Annotated in this window: 15 protein-coding genes; 9 read left to right on the forward strand and 6 right to left on the reverse strand. The window is 45.2% G+C overall.

The genetic code is table 11. The features are described 5' to 3' along the window. Positions 1-55: 55 nt before the first annotated feature. Positions 56-5,374, reverse strand: coding sequence for an excinuclease ABC subunit UvrA (gene uvrA, locus B0H50_RS05840; protein WP_106197767.1), 5,319 nt, complete (start codon positions 5,372-5,374; stop codon positions 56-58). 74 nt (positions 5,375-5,448) lie between these two features. Further along, on the reverse strand, positions 5,449-6,111 hold the full coding sequence (locus tag B0H50_RS05845; RefSeq protein ID WP_106197768.1) for a JAB domain-containing protein: 663 nt from the start codon (positions 6,109-6,111) through the stop codon (positions 5,449-5,451). Positions 6,112-6,570: 459 nt separating this feature from the next. On the opposite strand from B0H50_RS05845, the gene B0H50_RS05850 reads away from it, so the two are divergent. Then, positions 6,571-7,530 (forward strand): HsdM family class I SAM-dependent methyltransferase, encoded by a 960-nt coding sequence (locus tag B0H50_RS05850; RefSeq protein WP_158256425.1) that lies wholly within the window; start codon positions 6,571-6,573, stop codon positions 7,528-7,530. A gap of 143 nt (positions 7,531-7,673) precedes the next feature. On the opposite strand, the gene B0H50_RS05855 is transcribed toward B0H50_RS05850, so the two are convergent. After that, on the reverse strand, positions 7,674-8,402 hold the full coding sequence (locus B0H50_RS05855) for a hypothetical protein (RefSeq protein ID WP_106197770.1): 729 nt from the start codon (positions 8,400-8,402) through the stop codon (positions 7,674-7,676). Between the two features lie 240 nt (positions 8,403-8,642). Here B0H50_RS05855 and B0H50_RS05860 point away from each other — a divergent pair, with 240 nt between their 5' ends. The 7 genes from B0H50_RS05860 (at position 8,643) to tgt (ending at position 14,841) form a co-directional block, all read left to right on the forward strand. After that, positions 8,643-8,891, forward strand: a complete 249-nt coding sequence (locus tag B0H50_RS05860) for a DUF1653 domain-containing protein (protein WP_146193692.1) — start codon at positions 8,643-8,645, stop codon at positions 8,889-8,891. Between the two features lie 68 nt (positions 8,892-8,959). Beyond that, the gene (locus tag B0H50_RS05865) at positions 8,960-9,667 is read left to right on the forward strand and encodes an acyl-[acyl-carrier-protein] thioesterase (protein ID WP_106197772.1); all 708 of its coding nucleotides are present in this window, start codon (positions 8,960-8,962) and stop codon (positions 9,665-9,667) included. Between the two features lie 39 nt (positions 9,668-9,706). Next, the gene (locus tag B0H50_RS05870; protein ID WP_109587409.1) at positions 9,707-10,804 is read left to right on the forward strand and encodes an ABC transporter ATP-binding protein; all 1,098 of its coding nucleotides are present in this window, start codon (positions 9,707-9,709) and stop codon (positions 10,802-10,804) included. A gap of 1 nt (position 10,805) precedes the next feature. Continuing rightward, positions 10,806-11,708, forward strand: a complete 903-nt coding sequence (locus tag B0H50_RS05875) for an ABC transporter permease (RefSeq protein ID WP_109587410.1) — start codon at positions 10,806-10,808, stop codon at positions 11,706-11,708. Beyond that, complete coding sequence (locus tag B0H50_RS05880; protein ID WP_199191851.1) at positions 11,701-12,531, forward strand: ABC transporter permease; 831 nt, start codon at positions 11,701-11,703, stop codon at positions 12,529-12,531. Before B0H50_RS05875 ends, B0H50_RS05880 begins: the two co-directional genes overlap by 8 nt. 3 nt (positions 12,532-12,534) lie before the next feature. Further along, complete coding sequence (locus tag B0H50_RS05885) at positions 12,535-13,629, forward strand: polyamine ABC transporter substrate-binding protein (RefSeq protein ID WP_233244539.1); 1,095 nt, start codon at positions 12,535-12,537, stop codon at positions 13,627-13,629. A 69-nt stretch (positions 13,630-13,698) separates the two neighbouring features. Next, positions 13,699-14,841 carry a tRNA guanosine(34) transglycosylase Tgt gene (gene tgt, locus B0H50_RS05890; RefSeq protein ID WP_106197775.1) on the forward strand — a complete coding sequence of 381 codons (1,143 nt, stop codon included), beginning with the start codon at positions 13,699-13,701 and terminating at the stop codon, positions 14,839-14,841. Here the strand turns inward: tgt and trmFO are convergent. The 3 genes from trmFO to B0H50_RS05905 are packed head-to-tail and all read right to left on the reverse strand — an operon-like array spanning position 14,816 to position 17,659. Next, positions 14,816-16,147, reverse strand: coding sequence for a methylenetetrahydrofolate--tRNA-(uracil(54)-C(5))-methyltransferase (FADH(2)-oxidizing) TrmFO (gene trmFO / locus B0H50_RS05895; protein ID WP_109587411.1), 1,332 nt, complete (start codon positions 16,145-16,147; stop codon positions 14,816-14,818). The two genes, tgt and trmFO, sit on opposite strands and share 26 nt — an antisense overlap. Then, positions 16,147-16,593: a hypothetical protein gene (locus B0H50_RS05900; protein WP_106197777.1), complete on the reverse strand. Its 447-nt coding sequence runs from the start codon at positions 16,591-16,593 to the stop codon at positions 16,147-16,149. Before B0H50_RS05900 ends, trmFO begins: the two co-directional genes overlap by 1 nt. A 13-nt stretch (positions 16,594-16,606) precedes the next feature. After that, positions 16,607-17,659, reverse strand: coding sequence for an IMP cyclohydrolase (locus B0H50_RS05905; RefSeq protein ID WP_106197778.1), 1,053 nt, complete (start codon positions 17,657-17,659; stop codon positions 16,607-16,609). Between the two features lie 447 nt (positions 17,660-18,106). On the opposite strand from B0H50_RS05905, the gene B0H50_RS05910 reads away from it, so the two are divergent. Beyond that, positions 18,107-18,557, forward strand: a 451-nt coding sequence (locus B0H50_RS05910) for a hypothetical protein (RefSeq protein WP_146193693.1), incomplete at its 3' end; no start/stop codon positions are given.

The following is an 18,557-nucleotide window of genomic DNA, read 5'->3' on the forward strand; positions in this document are numbered from 1 at the left end:
TCCAGCCGGGCCTTTCTCTCAATTTAAGTAAAAATTTCATTTTTATTTCAGAATTTTACTTTTCCTTCTTGTTTTTTTGCTTCGCCGCATAATCCGAAGGCGTTCCCATATACATAATTTTTCCGCCTTCATTTCCGCCCGAAGGTCCGAGTTCCACAATCCAATCCGAAAGGCGAATGACATCGGGCTGATGTTCGATGATAATAATCGTATTGCCTTGTGCCGAAAGCCTACGCAAAAGATTCCAAAGAATTTGAATATCTTTCAAATGAAGTCCCGTCGTCGGTTCATCCAAAAGATACAGCACGCCTTTGCGCCCAGCCCCGCGAGAAAGTTCTGCGGCGAGTTTCATCCGTTGCGCTTCACCACCCGAAAGTGTCGTCACCGATTGGCCGAGACGCAAATAGCCGAGTCCAACGTCCAATAAGACTTGGAGTTTTTTCACTATCTTCGGAATGTCTTTGAAAAATTCCATCGCTTCATCGATTCGCATTTCCAAAACATCGGCGATATTTTTTCCTTTGAATTCAACCGCTAGCGTTTCTTGATTGTAGCGTTTCCCGTGACACACATCACAGACTTCCCAAACATCCGAAAGGAAATGCATTTCCACAGAAATGACGCCGCGGCCTTCGCACGCTTCGCAGCGACCCACGCCGCAGTTATAGCTAAAACGATTCGGCGTAAAGCCTTTCATTTTGGAAAGTTCCATCTTCGCAAAAAGTTCGCGAATCGGATTTAAAACATTCGTGAAACTCGCCGGCGTACTGCGTGGAGTTCCCGAAATCGGACTTTGATCCACCGCTAAAATTTCTTTTACCGTCTCAGGGAAAATCGCTTGCAATCGCGCTTTACGCCGTTTTTCGCCACAGCCAAAAGCATCGGTCATTAGCGGCAAAATTTCATCCATCACAAGAGAACTTTTTCCAGAACCCGAAACGCCGCAAACGGTCGAAATACAATTCTCGGGAAAGCGCACCGAAACATTTTTCAAATTGTGCGTTTTCAAATTTTTGAATTCCAAGAATGCGGTATTTTTTTCAATCGGCGAAACGGCTAAATTGAGCATCGGCACAGAACCGGTGAGATATTTTACGGTTTCGCTCTGCGGGAATTTTTTGAGCGCTGCTTTTTTGGAAAGTTCTTTCGGGCTTCCTTCGGCGACAACTTCACCGCCGTATTCACCGGCTGCGGGTCCCATATCGATTAAATGATCCGCGCCACGAATCATCTCTAAATCGTGTTCGACGACGATGAGCGTATTTCCTAAATCGCGGAGTTTATAAAGCGACTCCAACAATTTTTTCGTATCGCTTTGATGCAGTCCAATCGTCGGTTCATCGAGAACATACATAACTCCTTCGAGTCCGCTGCCGATTTGACTTGCCAAACGAATGCGCTGCGATTCGCCGCCCGAAAGGCTGTCGCCGGTGCGGTTCAAATTCAAATAGCCGAGACCGACATCTTCGAGGAACGCTAAGCGTCCGAGGATTTCGCGGAAAATCGGACGCGCCACTTTTTCGCGAGATTTTTCCAAGTGAATTTTTTGGAACCAACTGCGGGCATCATGAACGGTCATCGCCGACGCTTCGCTGATATTTTTTTCTTGAATTGTCACCGATAAAATTTCGGGTTTTAAACGCATCCCATGACAATCCGGACAAACTTCTCCCGATTCTAAAATGCCAAGTCCCGAGCAGCGTTCGCAAGCGCCCCAATGCGTGTTAAAGCTGAATTGCTTCGGATCAAAAGCTTGACTTAAATAATAATGGCAATGCGGACAACTCGGGAAAAGCGAATGCGATTCTAATTTTCCCGTTTCGACGCGGACGGCAAGCGCATTTGAACCGTCGTGATAAGCGCGTTCCAAAGCGTTGGCTAAACGCAAAGCATTTCCGTCCGAAATCGGAATGCGATCCGTCACCGCATAAATTTCTTTCGCCGTTTTTGCGATGTTCGAAATCGGCAAATCTTTTTCTTTGCCATCGATGAAAAGTTTGCGGTAACCGAGTTCTTGCAAACGATCCGAGAGATTAGGAATTTTTGAAATGTCGCTCGCCATCCATTCTTTATTCGAATCGGCGATAAAAATCGGCGTTAAAATCGTCGCCATTTTCTTTTCATTTTTGAGAATGAGCGAATCGATAATTTGCGAGACCGGAGAAAATTCGAGCGGACGTCCGCAATGCGGGCAATGCGCTTCACCCGCACGCGCCCAAAGGATTCGGAAGTAATCGTAAATTTCCGTGAGAGTTGCGACAGTGCTTCGCGGGCTCTTCGATGCAGAACCTTGATCGATTGCAATCGCCGGAGAAAGTCCGCGGATAAGGTCAACGCTTCCGCGGTCAGGGCGCCCGAGAAAACGCCGCGCATAAGTGCTGAGAGTTTCAACAAATCGGCGTTGGCCTTCGGCAAATAAAGTGTGAAATGCGAGACTCGATTTTCCTGAGCCCGAAACTCCCGAGATGACAGTCAATTGATGTCGCGGAATTGTCACCGAGAAATTTTTGAGATTGTGTTTTCGCGCACCGACAACTTGAATATCTAAACTATCGACGGCATCTTTTTTGCGTTTCAAAATCGCAGTCGGCGCATGCACATTTTCCAAAACTTTTGCCAGAAATTTTCCCGTGAGCGATGCTGTATTTTTCGCCACTTCTTCCGGAGTTCCCGTCGCAATAATTTCTCCGCCAAATTCACCGGCGTCAGGTCCTAAATCGATAATCCAATCGGCGCATTTTATCACATCCATATTGTGTTCGATGATGACCATGCTATTGCCGAGATCGCGTAAGCGTTTTAAGCAATCCAACAAACGGCGAATATCTTCGAAGTGTAAACCCGTCGTCGGTTCATCCAAAAGATAAAGAGTTTTTCCCGTTCCCGGTCGACGCAATTCCGTGGCGATTTTCACCCGCTGCGCTTCGCCGCCCGAAAGGGTTGTCGAAGGCTGCCCGAGAGTCAAATAACCGAGCCCGACTTCTTGTAAAAGTTTTAACGGTTCCGCAATTTTCGGAAGACCCGCAAAAAATTTTACAGCGTCGTCGACGCTCATTTCGAGCACATCCGTAATCGTTTTGCCTTTGTAATGCACCTCTAAAGTGGGATCGTTAAAACGCTTTCCGCCACAGACATCGCAAGGCACCGCCACATCGGGGAGAATTTGCATTTGCACCATTTTAACGCCTGCGCCTTCACACGCTTCGCAGCGTCCGCCGGGAACATTAAAACTGAAGCGGCTCTTCGTATAACCGCGGACTTTACTTTCGGGAAGTTTTGCAAACAAATCGCGAATGTCGTCAAAAACTCCCGTATAAGTCGCAGGATTTGAACGCGGCGTGCGTCCGATCGGCGTCTGATCAATTTCGATGACTTTGTCGATAAATTCGGTGCCGGTAATTTTTTCAAATTTTCCGGGCGCTTCCGTTGCACCGTGAAAAATGCGGGCGAGTTCTTTTTTGAGAATCGTATTGATGAGGGAACTTTTTCCAGAACCCGAAACGCCGGTGACGACGGTGAGAATTCCATCGAGCGGAATTTTTGCATGCACTTGCTTCAGATTATTTTCTGCGGCGCCAAAAATTTCAAGGAAATGCGTTTCTGCGGTAACGGGTTTTCGCTTTGCGGGAATTTCAATTTTCAATTTTCCCGACAAATATTTTCCCGTGAGAGAATTCGGATTTTTTTCCAAATCTTCGACAGTGCCTGCGGCGACAATGCGACCGCCATTCACGCCGGCATCGGGACCGACATCGATGACGTAATCCGCATAACGCATCGTTTCTTCATCGTGCTCTACGACGATTAAACTGTTCCCTTGCGAACGCAAACGTTCCAAAATGCCGAGAAGCATTTCATTATCGCGGGCATGCAATCCAATGCTCGGTTCATCGAGAACATAAAGCACACCTTGAAGTCCTGCGCCGACCGCACTCGCTAAACGAATCCGCTGCGCTTCGCCGCCCGAAAGAGTTTTCGCCCCGCGAGAAAGGGTTAGGTAACCGAGCCCGACATGCACCAAAAAACCAAGACGACTGCGAATTTCTTTGAACAGTTCGTGGCCGATATGTTCTTCTTTTGCGGTAAGCGTCAAATCCGAAAAGAATTTTTCGAGTTTGTTCACCGGCATCCGACACATTTGATCGATGGAAAGTCCGCGGAAAGTCACGGCATTCGCCACCGGAGAAAGCCTCGTCCCATGACAAACGGGGCAATCGCTTTCGTGCATAAATTTTCGGAAATGCGCAATGTGCCAACGTTCCCACAATTCTTGCATCTGCGGAATAATGCCCGCTATTCCCGCCTTTTCGCTGCCAAAGAAAATCGCTTGTTTTGCATTTTCGGGCAGTTGATTCCACGGCGTCGTTAACAAAAATCCTTCGGCTTTCGCCAACCGCTCAAAATCGCGCCAACCGAAATCGGTAAAGATGATTTTTCCGTCGGCTTTTTGGCATTTGAGCGCGCCTTCTTTAATCGAAAGATTTTCGTCGGGAACAATTAACTCGGGCGCAAACGCAAAATCGCGGCCAAGTCCTTTACAATGCGGACATTGTCCGTGCGGATCGTTAAACGAAAACAGACGCGGTTCTAATTCGGGAATAGAAATGCCGCAGTCTACGCAAGCGAGCTCTGTTCCCTGCAAACGATATTCGCCATCGTCAAACAAAAAGGCGACGAGTTTTCCATCGGTTAAACGCAACGCTTCTTCTAACGCTTCTCGAATTCGCGAAATATTTTTGTTCTCGATGACCAATCGATCGACGACCGCTTCAATCGAATGCTTCTCATAGCGCACGAGCAGCGGAACTTCATTTGTGCGTAAAATTTTTCCGTCTACGCGGACGCGGCTAAAACCTTTTTCCGCTAAATCCGCAAGTTCTTTGCGGTATTCGCCTTTACGTTCTTGCACAATCGGCGCCAAAACCGAAAAGCTTCTTCCCGCATTTTCTGCGTACAAATTATCGACGATTTGATCCACCGTTTGCGCTTGAATTACCTTGCCGCATTTCGGACAATGCGGCGTTCCCAACCGCGCAAAAAGCAATCGGAAAAAGTCCAAAATTTCAACCGTCGTTCCCACCGTCGAACGCGGATTTCGATTCACCGTTTTTTGATCAATGGAAATCGTCGGCGAAATTCCTGTCACCGATTGCACATCGGGACGTTTCATCACCCCGATAAATTGCCGCGCATACGCCGAAAGCGAATCCACATAACGGCGCTGCCCTTCTTCAAAAATCGTATCAAAGGCAAGGCTCGATTTTCCAGATCCCGAAACTCCCGTCACAACGACGATAGAATCGCGGGGAATCGTAACATCCACATGCTTTAAATTATGTTCGCAAGCATCACGAACGACAAGAGAACGTGTCATGCGTTAAATATAGTAAACACTTGTGCAGTTTAGTTTATGAAAGCCTCCGATTTTCCCGCAAATTCTTTTCGCATTTATTGAAATAATTCGGGAAATTTTGCATTCAAACTCACATAACCTTGAAATGAAATGATGAGATGATCATACACGGGAATTTCTAATAATTTTCCCGCTTGATATAAAATCCGCGTTGCATTCTTGTCTTCTTCGCTCGGAATTAACGAGCCCGAAGGATGATTGTGCGCAATGATAATTCCGCTCGCCCGATCGCGAATCGCTTCCACAAAAATTTCTCGGGCATGAATCGGTGTGCGATCCGCAAGTCCTTCCGTAATCGGATGAATTCCCAAAATGCCGTTGCAACTGCTGAGCGAAATTTCGACAAAACATTCTTGCCTTTTAAATTTGAGAAAAGCCAAATGCGCAACCAATGCCCGCGGCGTTGAAACGCGCGTCATCTGCGTTCCGATAAAGAATCGACTCGAAAGTTCTAAGCATGCGAGAATTTGCGCCGCCTTCGCTCTCCCGAGCCCGCGAATTTCTTCCAATTCTTCTAACGTAGGCCGCCTCGCCGCCGCCGATAAAAATGTCGTCAATTCTGCCGCCAAATCAAAAACATTTTTCGCCGCCGTTCCTCGCCCGAGCACAAGCGCAAGCAAATCCGCCGTCGAAAGCGCTTCGGGCCCGTTTTTTTCTAACCGTTCACGCGGAAGATTTTTCTTTTCATTCACATCCATTTTTTTATTCCTTTTTCATTTTTTCGAAAACGTTCTCCTTTAAAGACGGATTTCAGCCGAAAAATGTTTCCTTTTTGCGAAATATTTTTAAAATTTTACAATTCATCGCATTTTTCAACGCATTTTTGCCCGCGAGATGAAAATTTCAATTCTCAATTTTTGTCAAATCTTTTGATTCTATTCCATTCGAAACAAGGAGATTATCCTGTGCATCAATTCTGAAAGCGACTGAAAACTTTTAATCGCCATTCTTTCTGCGTACATCACGATTTTTACGGGAATCGCCCTTTTCGGTTTTATCTGGAATTTTTGAAAAAATTTTTCTCGTAAAAATCATCGCTCGATTTTATCTTCAACGAAAAATAATTTAATCCACGAATGCGTCTTTGTCCACGAGCGATTCGCCGAAAAGAAATTCGGACAAATGGAACTGTTCGGATAGATTTGGAATTTTTGTCAATGGCTGAAAAGAGCATCAAAAACATTCGCAAAGAATTTCGGAAGCTTGGAGTTTTTTATACAAGTTCCAAGCTTGCTGAAATGATTAAATCGAGAGTTCCATTCAAACCGAAAAAAGTTTACGACCCGACTTGTGGATGCGGAAAATTGCTGCGAGTTTTTGACGATGATGTGTTAAAATTCGGTCAAGAACTAGACAAAAATGAATTGGCAAAAATTGACATTCCAAATTTTACGGGATATTCCGGCGATACTCTTAAAGATGATAAATTCAAAGACGAAAAGTTTGATTGCATCGTCGCAAATCCGCCATTTTCGATTGAATGGACTCCAGAAGAATTGAAAGACGACGAGCGTTTTAAAATTGCTCCGGCGATTGCTCCGAAATCAAAAGCGGATTGGGCGTTTATGCTCCACATTTTGCATCATCTTTCGGATGATGGAATGGCTTTCGTCCTTGAATTCCCCGGAATTTTGTATCGTGGAAACTCCGAAGAAAAAATTCGGAAATGGTTCGTTGAAAATAATTTCATCGAAAGAATTATTGAAATTCCAGGCGGATATTTCGAAGACACGAACATTTCAACCGTTTTAATCATTCTAAAAAAGAATCGTCAAAAAACGTCTATCATTTTTGAGCGAAACGGAAAAGAAATTGAAGTCGAAAAAGGAAATTTAGAGTCGTCGCTTAGTCCGTCAATGTATTTTCCAATCGAAGATAGAAAAGAAAAAATAGACATCGTTGATTTGGAGCTTTCGGCGGAAAATGGTTTCTTGAAAAAATTGAGAGCAGAACTTAGATTTACATATTTTGCAAATTCAAGCGGATTGAATCCGATTGATGTGAAAAGTTTCGTTGAAAAAATCAAAGATGAAATCAAAAAATTTGAAAAAGAATTTTTGACGGATGAAAATAAATTTCAAAAAGTGGAATTAAATCAAGTGGATTTGTTCGGATAGGATTTGGAATTTTGGGAAAAATTTTGTATATTATTAAAGCCTAAGTCGTTTACAAGGTTCGCCCTTGCGCCATAGGCAAGTTGGGTTACATCTGCTGCCAGAAAGATGAAAAATAGGCATTTGCGTTAGCGAGTGTCTATTTTTTATTTTATTTCGCTTAGCGCAAAGCAATAATAAACTCCATTAAATATCAAATAAAGATTAGTTTTGTTTAAATTCTTATCAATTCTTTTGATCGACAATCTAAACTCTTTCAAAACATCAATCAATCTATATTCTTTGTTATAAAAATCTATTGCAACTGAGTCAGCTTGTTTAAGCCCGTTTCTAAAATTACGTCCCAATTTTTTTAAACTTTCTACTTTTTTGAAATCACAAGAAATTCCATTTACATAAGCATCTGGTCTTTTATTTCCATTTCCATTCCAAGCTTCCGATAACATAGCAACCGCATTATTCGCATTTACCAAAGCTTGCGCCGTTTTAAGTTCCTTTTCGAAAATTTCACGGGCGTTTGAACTTTTCTCGCTTTCAACAATTCGATTCCGTGCGACGTATAACTGCTTGTTTATTTCTACAAAATCTTCGTTTGGTTGCCGTTGTTTGGCTGCGTTCAATGTTGTCAAAATACGTGCAGCACAAAGAGTTTCGTCAAGTCGGTTTCGCTTCTTGCTTGGTTCCGTGTAACTTTGCTTTAATCGTTCGACTTTCGCATTTATTCGCTTTCGGTTCGCATCATCTTCGCCACCTTGCGCCGTAGGCTTATTCTTCGGCGGTTCTTTCCCGCCGTTTCCAGAATTCTCTATCTGCTTTTGTGTTTCCGCTTCTTTGACTTCATACTTGCCGTCGATTTCTGGATCCCACATCACCATAGAACAACGGCATTGAAAATCTGTTCCCGGCATCCCGTGATACATAAAGAAATCACCAAAATACACCAAAACTTTTTCTAAAACTTAGTCAATTTTTGTCTATTTTTACTCACTTAATGCAAAGAAATTTTGCCATTTTTTGACACGTTCAGACTTTTCTTTTTCAAAAAACAAAAAATTTTCCGAGCAATTTACCGAAAAAATTTTCTATTCTTTTTGAAAATTCAATTCGGAGTTTTTATGGAAAATAATCGAAGCGTTCAACTTCATCGGATTTATCGACACTTTAAAGGAAAATATTATGCGACGCTTGCGCTGATTGTGAATGCCGAAAACGATGAGCCGATGGAGCTTTACAAAGCGCTTTATGGCGAAGGCAAATTGTATGTGCGAACGGTGAATAATTTTTTAACCGAAGTGGATAAAATAAAATATCCAACGGCGAAGCAATTTTATCGATTTGAAGTCGTCGAAGATTTTGAAAAATAATGCGCCCGTTTTTTGAAAATCAAAATTTTTGCTCATTAAATTTTTCGTTATTTTTCTACTTTTAACGCATGTTTACTCTTCCTTTAAAAGTGCTCCCGAGTCACGTGAACGCAAACCGCGTGATGCGCATTACGGGAATTTTGGATGCGTTACAAGACACATCGCTTTTGTGGCTCGATACCTTCCCCGCGTTTCATGAATTTTTGAATAAAAATGGACTCGGAATGCTTCTCGCTTATCGGCAAGTGGACATCATCCGCTTTCCGAAATACAAAGAAGATTTGCGCGTGGTCACGGGAGTTTTTGATTGCAAAAAAACTTTTGGTTACCGCAATACTTTCATCTATGACGCCGAAGGAAATGCGATTGTAAAAACGTGGAGCATCGGCGCTTTCGTGAATATGCAAAATGGCGAACTCACGGTGATTCCCGACGATGTTGCGGCAAAAGTGCAATTCACTGAAAAAGAAGAAATGGATTACTCCGATCGAAAATTGCGAATTCCGAAAGTTCCGTTTGAATTGCGCGATACGATTCTCGTGAAAAAAAGCGACATCGATTTTTACGGTCATATGAACAATAGCCGCTACATGGAAAAGGCGCTTGAATTTATCGACGAAAATCAAGTGAAGCGGCTGCGGGTTTCGTACAAGAAAAGCGCACAATTTGGCGATACAATTCTTGTCGAATCCGCCAAAACAGAAAACGGAGAATTTTTCCGTTTGCGTGCTCCTGACGGCGATGTTTTCACTCTCATTGAATTTATCACCGTTTAACGATTTCTATTTTTCGGTTAACATTTTTTGGAGAAACCGATGGACAAGCCTTCGCCCAGTACGGATTTGCAAATCCGAAACGTTTTCAAAAATTTTGGCAGCAAAGCCGTTCTCAAAGGAATTGACGTTGACATTCGTCACGGTGAATTTGTCACTCTTCTCGGGCCTTCGGGATGCGGCAAAACAACTTTGCTTCGCATTATCGGCGGTTTTGAAAAAGCAGATTCTGGCGAAGTTTTGTTAAACGGCAATGTCATTTCGAATCGTTCTCCGGCAAAGCGTCCGATCAATACGGTTTTTCAAAATTACGCGCTCTTTCCGCATTTGAATATTTTCAACAATGTCGCCTTCGGACTCAAAAGTCAAAAGCGTCCGAAAGAAGAAATTGAACGCCGCGTAAACGAGATGCTCGAACTCGTAAACATTACCGACCTCGCACGAGAAATGCCCGCGACACTTTCTGGCGGCCAAAAGCAACGCGTTGCCCTCGCCCGCGCTCTCGTCAACGAGCCCGAAATTCTTTTGCTCGATGAACCGCTTTCTGCTCTCGATGCAAACCTCCGCAAAAAACTCCAAGTGGAACTTCGCGAACTGCAAAAGAAAACCGATACTACTTTTATTTTAGTCACTCACGACCAAGATGAAGCGATTGCGGTGAGCGACCGCATTTTGGTCATGTATCAAGGTCAAATTATTCAAGACGGTTCTCCCGAAGATGTTTACGAACATCCCGCAAATCGTTTTGTCGCAACATTCATCGGCGAAGCGAATATTCTCGAATGCGACCGCGTTGCCGAAAATTTAGCGCAGACGAATTTTGGCAATTTGAAATTGGAAAAAGATCCGGCGTGGAAAATAAACGAAAGCGGCAAATGCCACGGCGGCATCGCAATTCGCATGGAAGATATTCACGTTTGCACTCCCGATGAAAATTTTTCCGAAAATGTTTTTCCGGCAAAAATTTTGCAGCGCATTTTCCGCGGCGATTACTGGGAACTGATTGCGGAACTTCCGGGAGTTTCTAATTTCGAAAGTTTAAAACTCCGCGTGATGACCGACCCCGATGAAATTTACAATCCGGGCGATCAAGTGAAATTGTACATGGAACCGCAATATTTGCAAGTGTTGAGCGATTAAGATGCAAGCGACCGAAGTCTTTGAAGGGAAACTCACAACCCGCAGCCGCATGCGAAAATTCGGCGCTCTTTTAACGGGCCCAGGAATTTTATGGCTTCTCATTTTTCTGCTTTTGCCGACTATTTTTTTAATGGTTTTAGCTTTTGCAGAACGCGGCAGTTACGGAAGCATTAACTGGAATTTTTCTTTCGCCAATTTAACGCGACTTTTCGGATTCAGTTCTTTCGGATGGTCGCCCGATAATTTGCTCATCTTGTGGCGCAGTTTAAAGATTGCGGTTTTCACCACATTTCTCTGTTTGGTTTTTGGGCTGCCGATGGCGTTCTGGATTGCAAATCATGGGAAAAGTCTACGCGCTTTTTGGTTTGCGCTAATTATGGTTCCGAGTTGCACCAATTTGGTAATTCGCACTTCGGCGTGGATGATTCTCCTTGGACCCGATATGTTCCCTGCAAGCATTGCCCGCATCCTCGGCGTTATCGCCGAAGGGGAATCGCTTTATCCCGGAAGTTTTGCGGTTTACATCGGAATGGTGAGTTCGATGCTTCCGTTTTCGGTGCTCCCACTTTACACGAGCGTCGAACGTTTGGATTGGGGAATCGTCGAAGCTTCCCGCGATTTGTATGCGGGTCCAGTCCGCACATTTTATCACGGCATTCTTTCGCAGATGATGCCCGGAATTATCGCTAGCGTAATTCTCACTCTCGTTCCGAGTCTCGGCATGTATGTGATTAGCGATCTTCTCGGCGGCGGCAAGTATATGCTCATCGGCAACTTGATTCAGCAGCAATTCGGTTCAGCAAGCGATTGGCCTTTCGGAGCTATGCTCGGTGTCGTTCTCATTTTGACAAGCGTCATTAGCCTTATCATCTTCCAACGAGTCGGAGGGAAAAATTTTGTCTAAGCGCAAACTTCCGTTCATCGTTACCATCATTACTATCATCGGTTTTATTCTGCTTTATCTGCCGATGTTTCTCGTCGTCGAACAAAGTTTTAACGCGAGCAAACACGGATTTAGTTGGAGCGGTTTTACTCTCGATTGGTATTTCGGACTTTTTGAAAATGCGATGGTACAAACGACAACTTTCAACACGATTATTCTCGCCGTTGTAAGTACACTCGTCGCAACCATTTTGGGAACTCTTCTCGCCATCGGTTTGCATCGCACGCCTTGGGGCAAAAAAATGCAGACCTTTTTTGAACTGTCCATCAATGTTCCCGTCGTCACTCCGGATATTTTGATGGCGATCGCTCTTGCAGTTGTCTTTGCGCTTTTCCGTTCTTGGACAACGATTTTTGAACCGGGAATGCTCACGATGATTATCGCCCACGTCACTCTCGAAATCAGCTTCGTCGTTTTGGTAGTGCAAAGTCGCCTGGTGAACATCGGAAAAGAACAAATCGAAGCCGCCCGCGATCTTTATGCGACAACTGCCGGCGCTTGGATTCGCGTCATTTTGCCGCAACTTTCGACGGCGATTATTTCGGGTGCGCTTCTCGCATTCACCCTTTCTCTCGACGATTTTATTTTGAGTTTTTTCACAAGCGGTCCCGAATCGCAGACTTTACCGCTCTACATTTACGGTTCATTAAAACGCGGAATTTCCCCGCAGATTCATGCGCTTTCGACAATCATTTTTAGCTTAACTCTTTTCCTTATGCTTCTCGGCGTTCTCAAAGGAATTCGAAGCGAACGCAAAGCCGAAAAGAAAAAAGTAATTTCCTAAATTTTGAAAAAGTTCACCCTCTTCAAAGGAAACAAATTGAAAAAACTTCTTCTCGCTCTTTTGGTTTTAGCCGTCGCATTTTTGGCGGGCTGCAAAGGGAAAGATAAATCCGCAGAAAAGCCGACAAAAGTCACGGTGATGATTTACAGCGAATACATTGATCCGGCAATGCTTACCGATTTCGAAAGCAAGACCGGTTACAAATTGCAGCTCGAACTTTACGAAGCGCAAGAAGAAATGATTAGCAAATTGCAAACCGTCGGCACCGCACAATACGATGTGATTATCGCAAGCGATGTCGTGATTCAGCAAATGATTCATCTCGGACTCATCGGAAAAATTGATATGAATAAAATTCCGAACCGCGTAAACATCGCTGATCAATTCCGCAATCCGAGTTACGATCCGACGAACGAATACACGATTCCGTATCTCTGGGGAACGACCGGAATTCTTTACCGCGATTCGACAATTGATCCGCTGCACGTAAGTTACAGCATGCTCTTCGATGCCAAGCAGACAAAGGGAAAATTCAGTCTCTTAGAAGAAAGCCGTTCGATGCTTTCGATGGCGCTTCAAGCAAAAGGCTTTGACGCAAACAGCACCAACAAAGACGAAATCAATCAAGCGGTCGAATATATTTTGCAAGCGAAGAAAGATCCTCATTTCTTAGGCTTCGACGGTTCCGTCGGCGGCAAAGACAAAGTGCTTTCAAAAATGGATTGGGCAGCTATCGTCTTTAACGGCGAAGCGATGGCCGCAATCGACGAAGATCCGAGTTTGCAATTTGCAATTCCTGAAGAAGGTTCGTTTATGTGGGTCGATGCGATGACCCTCAGCAGCAAAGCTCCGAATGTCGATGGCGCTTACCAATTTATGAATTACATTTTGGATGCAAACATCGGCGCACAACTTGCGAAGTATATCAATTATGCTACGCCGAACAACGCATCTCTTGAAGCGTTGGATAAAGAATTTACCGGAAACCGCGTCATCAATCCGACCGCAGACGAAATTAAGCGGATGGTATTCCTCAAAGATCCGGGCGACGCTGCACGTCTTTTCGACGAAGCGTGGACCATCGTCAAAACGCGTTAACCTTTTCATTTTGTTAACCCATCACGCACGCGTGATGGGTTTCCTTTTCAAATTTATCCCCTTTATTTTATGCAAAAAAATCGCTTTGAACTTCTCAAAACATCTTCGCGGTCAAAAGCCCGCTTAGGGAAAATTATAACCGGCCACGGCGAAATTACCACGCCGATTTTTATGCCCGTCGGCACCCAAGCAACTGTCAAAGGTTTAACGCCCCGCGATCTCGACGAAGCCAAAGCGGAAATTATTCTCGGAAACACTTATCATCTTTATCTGCGTCCGGGAACCGAACTCATTCGCGATGCCGGCGGCCTGCACAAATTTATGCATTGGCACGGACCGATTTTAACAGACAGCGGCGGATTCCAAGTTTGGAGCTTAAAAGATTTGCGGAAAATTCGCAAAGACGGCATTGAATTTCGAAGCAATTTAGATGGTTCAAAACATTTCTTTTCTCCCGAAAGCGTTATGATTGCCGAACGCAATATCGGCGCCGACATCATCATGGCTTTGGATGAATGTACGCCGTATCCGAGCACCGAAGCAGAAGCGCTCAAATCCCTCAATTACACATTGCATTGGACGCGCCTCGCCAAAGAATATCTCGAAAAAAATCCCCCGCTCTTCGGCTACGATCAAAGTTTCTTCGGAATTATTCAAGGCGGCATGCACAAAGAACTCCGCGCCAAAGCGATTGAAGAAATCAAAAAAATCGACCCCGACGGCTACGCTCTCGGCGGACTTTCTGTCGGTGAACCCGCCGAAACGATGTATGAAATCGCTGATTTCTGCACCAATTTAATGCCCGTAGACAAGCCGCGTTATGTGATGGGAGTCGGCACGCCTTGGAATTTGTTAGAACTGATTTTCCGCGGTGTCGATATGTGCGATTGCGTGATGCCGACGCGAAACGCTCGCAACGGAATGCTATTCACCAGCGAAGGCGTGCTTCATTATAAAGCGGGCCGTTATGCGAAATGCTTAGATATGGCTCCCGATCCGAATTGCGATTGTTATTGCTGTCGCAATTTTAGCCGCGCTTATTTGCGTCACCTTTTCCATTCGGGCGAAATTCTTGCGATGACTCTTGCGAGCATTCACAATGTGCACTTTTACTTAAAGCTCATGCGCGACGCCAAAGCGCACATCGCAGACGATACCTTCGAAGATTGGGCAACGGAACAAATCGTTAAGTTGCAAAAGGTCTGCGACTAGCAATCCATTCCCTAACGGCAAGCTCCTCCTGTTCTGCGAGGAGCTTTTTCTTTTCTTTCTTCTTGTAATCTTGTTTATGCGGCAAAAGGCCGAAGTTAAAATTCATCGGCTGAAAATCTTCGTTCGGGCTCACCAACTGATGAAGCAAAGAACGGATACAGCTTTCGGGCGGAAGTTCGTCGGTCTTTCCGTGTAAAAGCGTATTCGCCAAATTCCACGCCGCATACCATCCGGTCGCAATCGCTTCGGTATAGCCCTCGGCACCGGTAATTTGCCCCGCAAACCAAGTCGGCGGCAAATGATGCGCCGTTTCCACTTCGGATTTGAGCCGGAGAGTTTCGTCCAAAAGTTTTGGGCTTTCGATGAAAGTGTTGCGGTGCATTGCTCCCAACCGCGCAAAGCGCGCATTCTTCAACGCAGGAACGAGTGTGAAAATTTCTTTTTGGGTGCCGTAATGCAAACGCGTCTGGAATCCGACCATATTGAACAAAGTCTTTTCTTTGTTTTCTGCGCGCAGTTGAATGACCGCATACCATTTGTGCCCATTGTTCCCGAGTCCGAGTCCCACCGGACGCATCGGCCCGAAACGCAGCGTATTTTCGCCGCGGCGCGCCATCTCTTCGACGGGAAGGCAGCCTTCGAATAATTCCTTCTTTTCGAACGGACGCGGTTCTACCGATTCCGCTTCGCGAAGGCGACACACAAATTCATCGTAAGTTTCTTTGTCGAGCGGGCAGTTAATAAAGTCTGCGGAATCGCCCTTTTCCCAACGGTTCATGTAAAACGCGTGATCCATATCGATGGAATCGGTTTCGATGACCGGAGCAATTGCATCAAAAAAATGGAGACGTTCGCCGCCGAGCTTTGCAAAAATATCATCGGCTAAAGCATCACTTGCGAGTGGACCCGCCGCAACTATCGTCGGCAAATCTCCGTCTAAAGAAGTGACTTCTTCGCGATGTAAATGAATACGTTCTGCGGACGCGATTGCTTTTTCCACAGAACGGCTAAAAATTTCACGGTTTACCGTCAGCGATTCGCCTGCCGGGACGCGGGCTTCGTCTGCAGATTGCAAAAGAAAACTGCCGAGCATCCGAAGTTCCCGTTTCAAAAGGCCGTGAGCCGATGTCGGTTCCATGCCTTTTAAACTATTCGAGCAAACCAACTGCGCAAGGCTTCCGTCGCGGTGCGCTGGCGTCATGCGATTCGGACGCATCTCGTAAAGTTCGACTTCAAACCCGCGGGATGCTAATTGCAAAGCTGCTTCACAGCCCGCAAGACCGCCGCCAATCACACGCACTTGCATTAGTTCACCTTACTCACTTGGTAACCGTTGATATTTTTTCCCCATACCCGAGTAAGAGACGAAAGCATTCTGTCGGGTTCCACTGTCGTCGGGACAGGAGTATCCATAAATTCATCCAAAATGCATTCGCCTTGAATTTCGCTGATCATTCCGAAGAGAACTGCTTCCACAAATTCGCTGTGAGATTCTCCCGGAAAAATCTGCGCTTCAAATTCCTGCAACGCACGAGGTTGAACGCGAGATGGTTCATGGCTCGCTAAATTGTCCATCGTCCAAAAACTCACCGTTTTCACATCGTCCTCGGAAAGGGAAATTTCTTTCAGTTTCCCGCAGAAATCTTCCCATTCTTGAGGCTTTAAATTTTCGCAGCCTTTATGATAAGCCAGTTTTAAAAAATTCAAAACAGCCAAATAAGCTTCGCGATTTGTGGATTCTTGTGCGCGCATGGAATTTTCTTTTTTAGTGACGGAAGTGACGCATTCCGGTGAAGACCATCGCAATGCCGAATTTATCTGCGGATTCAATCGAAAGATCATCTTTCTTCGAACCGCCCGGTTGAACGATATAGCGAACGCCAGCATCGTGAGCCGCTTCGACGTTATCGGGGAACGGGAAGAATGCATCGGAACCCATGACGACTTCGCCGAAAATTTTCGTTTCGAGAGCCTTCAAACCGTTTGCATCCACGAGTTTGCCGTTTTCGTCAAAGAACTTCTTGGCTTCGGGCATGCGGGCAACGTTATCGCGAACGCGCGGCTGGCAAAGGCGCAAGTTACTATCGATGCGGTTCGGCTGTCCCGGTCCAAGACCGAGAACTTGGAAATATCCCGGCTTGTATTCGTAACCCATCACGATAGCGTTCGACTTGGTGTGCTTTGTCACGAGCCAAGTAAAGCGAGCCAATTCTTCTTTGTTCTTCGGGAATTGCGCCTTGGTAACGCATTCGAATTTTTCGTAAGTGCCCACATCGCGGTCTTGAACGAGCATTCCGCCGATGACGTGCTTATAAACTTTGCAAGTCTTCGCCTTTTCAATTTTGCCGACTTCGAGCAAACGAATATCTTTGGACTTGTTCTTCAAAAATTCCAAAGCGTCATCGTCAAAAGCCGGAGCGAGAAGAATTTCGACAAATTTTCCCTTCAAAAATTCTGCCGTCTTCAAATCCACTTTGCGAGTCGAAGCGATAACCGAACCGAAAGCCGAGACCGGATCGCCCGCCCAAGCCGCTTCCATCGCTTCTAAAAGAGTTTCGCCTGTCGCAAGTCCGCACGGATTCATGTGCTTCACGATGACGATTGCATTTGAATCGCTAAATTCGCGAGCCATTTCGAGCGCAGCATCCGCATCGACGATGTTGTTATACGAAAGTTCCTTCCCATGAAGTTGCTTTGCTGTTGCAAGGCTTGCTTCATTGCAGGTCGGGTCGCGATAGAAAACCGCAGACTGGTGAGAATTTTCACCGTAGCGAAGAGGCTGCGGATCCACAAATTTAAGATTCAATTCTTCAGACATAAATACCTCTAAATGGTAATGCAAATTTAGAAAATTAGGAATGAGAAGTGAGTGCGCACCGCAAAGCGGTGCTCCGCCTTCGGCGAGTTAGGAATGGAATGGCGCGGCTTCGCCGCGCGGGGGAGCGCGAAATAGTGATCAGTGATTAGTTGTCAGTTGTTGGAAACTGCGTGTCATCCTGAGTGGAGCCGTAGGCGAAGCGATATATGAAACTTGGAACTTTAGTTCCTTAGTTGAATTAAGCCCTTTGGGATAGGATCTAGCATTTTCTATTGAGTCCAAAAAAGGACTTCTTCTAATTCACAAACCAAGTGCTAGATTCTTCGCTCCATTACATTACGCTCAGAATGACACTACTAGATTTCCAGTGCTAACATTTCCCCCAGGCGATGAACCCGCTGGGATTTCAGTGATAACATTTCCTGGAGGAAATTTGTCCGCTAGAATTTGGCAATGACATTTCCCGGGGGAAATATGTTCGCTGGATTTCTGGAAATGACATTTCCCAGGGGAAATATGTTCACCGGATTTCGGGAAATGACACTTCCCCGGGGAAATATGTTCGCCGGATTTTTGGAAATGACATTTCCCAGGGGAAATATGTTCACCGGATTTCGGGAAATGACATTTCCCGGGGGAAATAAGTTCGCCGAATTTCTGGATATGACAATTCCCAGGGGAAATATGTTCGCCGGATTTTTGGAAATGACATTTCCCAGGGGAAATATGTCCGCTGAATTTCTGGAGATGAGATATCCCCAGGGAAATTTGTTCGCCGGATTTCTGGAGATGAAATTTCCCAGGGGAAATATGTTCACCGGATTTTTGGAAATGACATTTCCCAGGGGAAATATGTTCACCGGATTTTTGGAAATGACATTTCCCAGGGGAAATATGT

It is taken from the genome of Hallerella porci (assembly GCF_003148885.1).
Lineage (GTDB): Bacteria > Fibrobacterota > Fibrobacteria > Fibrobacterales > Fibrobacteraceae > Hallerella > Hallerella porci.